Raw genomic sequence first — 7749 nt, forward strand, 5'->3', positions numbered from 1 at the left:
TGATTTATTTACAAAATAACCCTAATAATTGTAAGGAATGATGATTTTTACACCGCTGGAGTCGCTTTTAATTACTGGTCTGACTAGTTTGATTGTGTTATAAATTTATTAAATCGCACTATAAAAGGATATCTTCTATGCATTTTGAACAATTACTTCAGCAAGCCTCAAAAATTGGAAATTCAGACAATACAGAACAATTAAATAGTACAATGCAATTTCCAGAAAACTGGTGCCAAGGCAGAACTGCTTTTGGTGGGCTTTCAGCCGCACTGTTGTATCAAGCAATCAGAGGTAAGGTAACGGATGATCGTCGCTTACTTTCACTCAGTACTAATTTTGTAGGACCATTACTTGCCGATACTCCTTTTTCTTTATCAATTGAAATACTGCGCCAAGGTAAAAGCAGTACACAGGTACTCGCCAAAGCGATTCAAAATGAACAAGTGTGCGTAATTGTACAAGCGTGTTTTGCTAAAAGTAGAGAGTCGGGTATTAATGTGCCTGTTTCGAAGTCTTTGGGTTTAAAGCCAGTAGATGAGCGCCATACATTACCTTTTATAAAAGGTCAGATGCCTGAATTTTTTCAGCATGTTGATTTATGCCCACAGCAAGGGGGTATGCCATTTAGTAGTGCAGAAACCTCTCACTTAGGTGGCTGGATGCGCTTTAAGCACACCCCAGAGCAAATTACAGAGGCTCATGTTATTGCATTGACCGATGCATGGCCGCCAACACTTTTACAAATGTTTAAACAACCCGCTCCTGCAAGTAGCATGTCGTGGTATTTAGAATTTGTGCAAGAGCCAAACTTAACACCTGGAGAATGGCTTGGCTTTGAAGCAATCACTCATCATTCAAAAGATGGTTACGGTTTAGAGGATGGCTGTATATGGTCGCAGTCGGGTGAGCTAATAGCGCTTACACGTCAAACAGTGGCTTTATTTGATTGATGAATGGGTTTGGCCTTCATCAACAATCCTTTTATAAGTACCATTTTGCTTGATGAGCGCCAAACCAATATCAAACTCAGTAGCTAAAACGAGGTTATTAAAATAAGCAGGTCGATCTGCTTTTGGAAATAATGTGTAAATTTGTACAGCTTCGGGGGATTTATGCCGATTGTAATAATAGTAAAAATACGCTTATCTAACACAATTACATCAACCCAACCTTTTAACAGCTTATCTACCTGCGCTTTTTGATTAATAACCTCTTGATATGAGCTAAAGTGTTTAACATTCCTTTTAAATATAGGAGGCAGATATGCCGTTGCATTTTGAAAAGCAAGAACGTTTTTATTAAACATGTCTTCTATTTTATCAATGTTATATTTATTTCGCTTGAGTGTAATAGCTACATTTTCATAACTAAGTACCGTTTTACTTGGATAAATACCCGCACTAATTCCTCCAGCATAATTTAAAAGTATATCTACTCCTTTATTATGTAATTGATGCTCAGCCCGTTTATTCGACATATATTGCACATTAATATTGGCAAATCCATTGGCCTTTAACGCGGCTTTTATTAAATTTAGGTGTATACCCGAGTCCGTTTTTACAAAAACATAGGGTGGAATTGATGCGCTCGCAGCGATGATTATCTCTCGCTCTTTATTAATAGCCACAGCATTTTGCGAGCAAACAAAGAGCCACATTAATATGTAGTAAAAATAATATTTCACACGCTTCCTTTATATAACGAACAGCTTGATGGCAGAACGCGTTGTATTAATGTATTAAATATAGCAAAATTGAAGAAATATTCTTCTTGCTTGGTATTAAATTGCAAACTGTATGCCCCTGCTGCGATCTGATCATAGATATACCTCGCATAATCGCAAAACAAATGGCGATATGCCCACATTGCCACCATAAACTTTGCGAAGCCGATGTTAATCACGATAGTCGTATAGTTGCACTAAGCTTTAGCGCACTATTAATGCTGCTGAGCAGTATGTTTTACCCTTTTATTTCTTTTAGCAGTAGTGGTATTACTCAAACTATTACTCTGCCCGACGCGGCTCGAATTTTATTTAATTATGATAGTGAACTGCTTGGCTTATTTATTGATTTGAGCATTATTGCTCTGCCTATGGGTTTGCTTCTTATTTTAATTCCTTTGCATCTTGGGCTTTTAAAAACATTACCAGAGGGCATAGCAAGGCGACTACTAAAGTTCACCCTTGCGTTAGAACCGTGGATTATGTCGGAAATATTTTTAATTGGCGTACTTGTTAGTATGGTTAAAATCATGTCGCTGGCTGATATTAGCTTTGGCACGAGTTTTTGGGCTTATGTGGGGTTTGTTATTTTATACATAGCTGCGCTTGTTCACTTAAATCGCCCACGCTTATGGGCTCAAATAAAGCCTGTAAAAGTACTCGAAGGCGCAGAGCATGCTAAACGTGCAATAGATGAAAATATTAAAGCCTGCCATGTGTGCCATCAACTATGTACCGGTAATATTTGTCAGCGTTGCCATACAAAAACGCACGTTAGAAATCCTTACAGCGTACAAAAAGCAGCAGCTTGGCTAATTACCTCTGTTGTTTGTTATATTCCAGCTAATGTTTTGCCTATTATGCATACCACTAGTCTTGGGGATGAATCCCCTTCAACTTTAATTGGTGGTGTTATTACTCTTTGGAAAAGTGGCTCCTACCCTATTGCCGCTATTATATTTTTAGCCAGCGTTGTGGTGCCACTTGCTAAAGCTTTTGTATTGAGCTTTTTATGCTTTATGGTAACGAGACCTGCCAATAGACATACAAAAAGTTACACCCGAATTTATCAACTTACTGAATTTATTGGAAAATGGTCGATGATAGATGTATTCGTGGTTGCTATTTTAGTTGCCTTAGTTCAACTGGGTAATTTAATGTCAGTAACACCAGGATTAGGCATTGTATTTTTTACAGTTATGGTAATATGCCAAATGATGGCTGCCCATGCCTTTGACCCACGCTTGTTGTGGGATTCCCCTAAAAACAAAAAATCAGAGAACAAAGCATGACCGAAACTGCCGAAATAACAAAAGAACCGAAAATTTCCGCTATCTGGATCATTCCGGCAATTGCGCTGTTAGTGGGCATGTGGATGTTATACCAATACCAAGCAAATAAAGGCCCTACAATTTTTATCGAAATGCCACAAGCTGAGGGCATTATTGCAGGTAAAACTGAAATAAAAGTGCGCAGTGTAAAAATAGGTCAAATTGATCATGTTCGACTATCAGACACCCAAGACAGCGTTATTGCCCGTGCGCAAATAGACAAAAACTACAATAACTTATTAACCGATGATGCCAAAATTTGGGTCGTAAAACCACGCATTGATGAAACGGGTATTAGCGGAATGAGCACGCTATTGTCTGGTGTATATTTAGAGTTTTCACCCGGTGAAAGTAAAGAGCTAAAAGAGCGTTTTAAATTACAAGACGAACCCGCCCTCATTGGTAAAGATGTGAAAGGTGGCCGTTTCAAATTAATGAGTTACAACGCTGAAGTGCTTGATGTGAGTACCGGTATATTTTTCAAAAATTACAAAATAGGGCAAATAGAAACCGCCACTTTTGATTGGGAAAACCAAGCAATGAAGTACGGCGTATTTATTAAAGAACCTTATCAAAATCTCATCACCATGAACTCTATTTTTTGGGTGAACGCAGGGATTGAAATTGACCTATCTGCCGATGGCATCAATATTAATACGGGCTCTTTAAGTAAACTTTTAAAAGGCGGTATTTCGGTTGGCTTACCTGAGCAACAGGCCCCGGGTGAAATAGCACAAGATGGGCATAGCTTTTCATTAAGCCAAAGCTATAAAGAAGCGCTAGAAGAGCGCTTTTACGATTTTGATTACTACCTCATTGAATTTGAACAATCAGTTCGAGGACTACGCACAGGTGCTCCTGTCGAATATAGAGGTATGCGTGTAGGTACTGTTGTTGAAACCCCTGCCAATGTAATTATTGACGGTAAACCTGCCCACTTTAGAAACCATAATACGGCGGTTCCAGTACTTATAAAAGTAGAATACGGACGCTTGTATCACGACAGTGCCTCAGCTAAAGAGTATTGGCAAGGTAGTTTAAAAGGCTGGATTGAAAGTGGTATGCGCGCCTCGTTAAAGCCTGGTAATTTATTAACGGGTGCAGTATACGTTGATTTTGATATATACCCAGATGCACCGCAAGCACACCTAGGTAAACTTGTGCAGTATGATGTTTTTCCGAGTATTTCTAGCGGCATAACCGTATTAGCAGACCAAGTCTCTGACGTACTTAATAAAGTAAATAACTTAAAAGTTGAAGATAGCTTAGAACAAATGCAAGCCACATTTACCGATTACCGAGCGCTTGCTAATGAAATGCGAGAGCTGCTAAGCCAAAAAGATACACAAAACTTACCAGGCGACTTTAATCGTAACTTCGAAAAGATGACAAAAAGTATGGAGCAGTTTGAAGTAACTATGCGCCAATTTGATAAAACCATGGCCAGTTACCAAGCAGGTTCTGAACTTCATCATCAAATACAGCAAACATTAAAAGAGTTTAAACGTTTAAGTGAGGGCCTACAGCCTCTAACTCGCGGATTAAACGAACAACCTAATATGCTAATTTTTGATAAATCATTACCAGCAGATCCAAAACCAAGGAAGCAATAATGAAATCGTTATTTTTAACTGCAAGTTTATTATTACTATTGGCAGGTTGTAGTTCATCAATACAAACTGCCACACAGTATTATCAGTTTGAGCAGCCTATTGGTGCATCGTCTCGAAATGTGACAGACACAGACGCACAATTAAGAATACAAACAGTTGTACTTAGAGGTGCTCTAAATAATTTAGGTATTGCTATGAAAATAGATAGCAACCAAATTCATGCTGCTAATTACAACTTGTGGGGCGAATCGCCGGATGTAATGCTTACTACAACAGCCCAGCAAGCTCTTTTTAATGCTATGCCAAATTGGATGGTAATAAAGGGCTTACCGGTCATTACTGAACTCGATCAACAAACGTTTTATGAACTGGAATACGAAATTCACCACTTTAATGGCGATATGAAAGGTAATGCTGATATCTCTGGGCTTTGGCGTTTATATTACACACACCCAGAAACAGGCCGACGCCTTATAAGTATTCATAACTTTTCGCAATTGGTCCCTATTGATGATGATGGATACGACGGCCTGGTTTCGACACTTGAAGCAATATGGCTAAATATAAACCTAAATGTTGCAAAACAAATAGAACAAGCAAGACTTTAATCATTAAGTGAAAATATAATTACGGCGGTTTTATCATTATTGATAACCGCCTTGCCCTCTATTTTAAAGCCCAATTTAACAACACATTCTGCGATGCCCTATTATCTGGTGATGTTATTGCACACAGTTTTGTAATTCCAAATTCATGCTTATGGCGCAAAAGTGCGCTGGCCGCTTCAAAAACATAGCCTTTTTTTTCAAAACCACTTACAAGAGCAAAACCTAAATCAGGTTGTTGTAACGCTGCTCGCTTATAAAACCCAACAACGCCAACCACTACAGCATTATGCAAAGTAATAACGTAAGGCCCAAAGCCTTGGTATTTATGAGAAGCAATAAATGACTAGGGCCTGTTGACCTTTCAGGATTAAAATTTGTTCAATCTAGGGGCGATTTAATCGCGGCGTGAGGTTTGTAACCTAGTGGGCTAAGTAAAAACCGAGCAACAAAGAGTTAATTGCCCCTAGGTAGAACCCTTCGGGCAGCGCATGTTTGGCATTTATGCTGTGTTATCGCCTATTTATGGGGAATAACCACACTACATAGGCTCTGCCTTGCCTAAATACCAAACATACTGCTGCAAATTTAACCTCGAAAGATAAACAGGCCCTATAATATACGACTGGCATCATCAAGGGTATAAATTGCTTTATCGCCAATGTGCTTTATAAAACTAGCCTGATTAACTAGCTTAAGTAAAACAGCTGCATCAAACTCATTTGCATGGCGCAACAACAGTCGATTTGTTTTAAATACTGCGTTCAATGTAAGTTCCTCTAAAAAACTTTGTTTTGCATGTAACTTTTTGTTGACTGAAATTAAAAAGCGGATTATTTTTGCGCCGATGTTTTTACAGGCACAACAATAGCGGTTTGCACTCCTTGCACCGTCTGGCGCCAAAGCCAACGCGTTTCATTTAAACAGCTATTTAACATAACTGTTTATGTGTCCCTCCCACGCGTACAAAAGCAGTGACTTGGAAAATGATTTAACAACAAACTTATCATCTTCTTTGTTTTTGTATAAGCGGCTTGAAAATTAATTTAATTTTTATGCATGCTTTTAATTTTGTGAATACTTAAATGCTTGAACCTTCTGCGTTGAGTTTACTACCACCGTTAGTGGTGGTTGTATTGGCTGTTGTATTACGCCGCCCTATTTTATCTTTACTTATTGGTGCTTTAGTTGGTTTAGTTATAGCCGATCCTGCACAGGTACTTACTAACTTTGCGAGTACATCGCTAAAAGTAATGACAGACGAAACCATCGGCTGGCTAATACTTGTATGTGGTGGTTTTGGCGCTTTAATCGCACTGTTAGTACGCACAGGTGGCGCATCAGCTTTTGGCAAGCTAGCTCTTAAGTACACCAAAGGTAAGCGTTCATCGTTGTTCATGACCTTTTGTTTAGGTGTGGTTATTTTTATTGATGACTACTTAAATGCGCTTACTGTGGGTGAAACCATGAAACGCATTACCGATAAATTTAAAGTTAGCCGTGAGATGCTTGCTTACGTTGTTGACTCAACTGCGGCACCAATTTGTGTGCTTGTCCCTTTATCTACCTGGGCGGTATTTTTTAGTGGCTTATTGGTAGATAACGGTATTGCTGAAGAAGGCAAAGGTATTGCTGTTTATATTCAAGCTATTCCGTACATGTTTTACGCGTGGTTTGCAGTGCTTGTTGTTTTACTTGTTGTGTTGGGTGTTATTCCTGCGATTGGTCCAATGAAAAAAGCAGAACAAATGGCGCAAATTGAGCAAGCTCAAGTCGATCCAGCTCAATACAATAACGTTCAAACAGCAGATGAATACGCAGTAAAAGCAGCTGAAGAAAACTTTGAAGACGCTGATCCTAAAGGTAAATTACGTAACTTTTTAGTGCCGATTATTTTACTAATCGCATTTACTGTTTACTTTGAAATAGACGTATACAAAGGCTTACTAGCAACAATGGCGGTCACTCTCCCGTTTTATGCGCTACAAAAATTAATGAGCGTAAGTGAAATGATTGAGCGCATGCTTGATGGCTTTAAAAGTATGATCCCCGCTATTGGTACTGTTATAGCGGCGTTTATATTCAAAGACGTATGCGACTTAATTGGTTTGCCTCAGTTTGTTATTGGTAGCTTAAGCCCTTATATGACCGCAGCATATTTACCAGCCGTGGTATTTATTTCAATGGCTATTTTAGCGTTTGCAACAGGGTCGAGTTGGGGTATTTTTGCTGTATCAATTCCGATTGTTATGCCACTGGCTAATGCGGTTGATGCAAACATACCACTGGTCATTGGTGCGCTATTATCGGCTTCTTCTTTTGGTAGCCAAGCGTGTTTTTACTCAGATTCAACCGTACTCGCAGCGCAAGGCTCTGGTTGTAATTTAATGAGCCATGCCGTTACACAATTGCCTTACACGCTAATTGCTGCGGCATTAGCTGTTATAGGCTTTTTAATAATGGCTTAAATATTA

General features: G+C 38.9%; 8 protein-coding genes. 5 read left to right on the top strand and 3 right to left on the bottom strand.

What is annotated here, in order from left to right; all coding sequences use genetic code 11:
* Window positions 1-137: 137 nt before the first annotated feature.
* A complete protein-coding gene (locus CXF89_RS20605; protein WP_121955633.1) occupies window positions 138-953 on the top strand; it encodes a thioesterase family protein in 816 nt (271 codons plus the stop codon).
* 83 nt (window positions 954-1036) lie between these two features.
* Here the strand turns inward: CXF89_RS20605 and CXF89_RS20610 are convergent, their stop codons facing one another.
* Complete coding sequence (locus CXF89_RS20610) at window positions 1037-1630, bottom strand: type 2 periplasmic-binding domain-containing protein (protein ID WP_257983252.1); 594 nt, start codon at window positions 1628-1630, stop codon at window positions 1037-1039.
* Window positions 1631-1851: 221 nt separating this feature from the next.
* Here CXF89_RS20610 and CXF89_RS20615 point away from each other — a divergent pair, with 221 nt between their 5' ends.
* Genes CXF89_RS20615 through CXF89_RS20625 form a run of 3 tightly spaced genes read left to right on the top strand, consistent with a single transcriptional unit; the run spans window position 1852 to window position 5278 of the window.
* The gene (locus CXF89_RS20615; protein ID WP_010553945.1) at window positions 1852-3018 is read left to right on the top strand and encodes a paraquat-inducible protein A; all 1167 of its coding nucleotides are present in this window, start codon (window positions 1852-1854) and stop codon (window positions 3016-3018) included.
* Window positions 3015-4670 (top strand): intermembrane transport protein PqiB, encoded by a 1656-nt coding sequence (pqiB, locus tag CXF89_RS20620; RefSeq protein ID WP_007582433.1) that lies wholly within the window; start codon window positions 3015-3017, stop codon window positions 4668-4670. The genes CXF89_RS20615 and pqiB overlap by 4 nt, the downstream gene beginning before the upstream one ends.
* Entirely contained in the window at window positions 4670-5278 is a 609-nt protein-coding gene (locus tag CXF89_RS20625) for a PqiC family protein (protein ID WP_024591806.1), read from the top strand. The genes pqiB and CXF89_RS20625 overlap by 1 nt, the downstream gene beginning before the upstream one ends.
* Before the next feature lie 58 nt (window positions 5279-5336).
* Here the strand turns inward: CXF89_RS20625 and CXF89_RS21500 are convergent, their stop codons facing one another.
* Window positions 5337-5555 (bottom strand): GNAT family N-acetyltransferase, encoded by a 219-nt coding sequence (locus CXF89_RS21500; RefSeq protein WP_257983253.1) that lies wholly within the window; start codon window positions 5553-5555, stop codon window positions 5337-5339.
* A 332-nt stretch (window positions 5556-5887) separates the two neighbouring features.
* A complete protein-coding gene (locus tag CXF89_RS20635; protein ID WP_374703132.1) occupies window positions 5888-6043 on the bottom strand; it encodes a hypothetical protein in 156 nt (51 codons plus the stop codon).
* 317 nt (window positions 6044-6360) lie between these two features.
* Here CXF89_RS20635 and CXF89_RS20640 point away from each other — a divergent pair, with 317 nt between their 5' ends.
* Window positions 6361-7743, top strand: coding sequence for a Na+/H+ antiporter NhaC family protein (locus CXF89_RS20640; protein WP_024591807.1), 1383 nt, complete (start codon window positions 6361-6363; stop codon window positions 7741-7743).
* The last annotated feature ends 6 nt before the right edge of the window (window positions 7744-7749 follow it).

The organism is Pseudoalteromonas sp. MelDa3, from assembly GCF_002863625.1.
GTDB classification, from domain to species: domain Bacteria; phylum Pseudomonadota; class Gammaproteobacteria; order Enterobacterales; family Alteromonadaceae; genus Pseudoalteromonas; species Pseudoalteromonas arctica.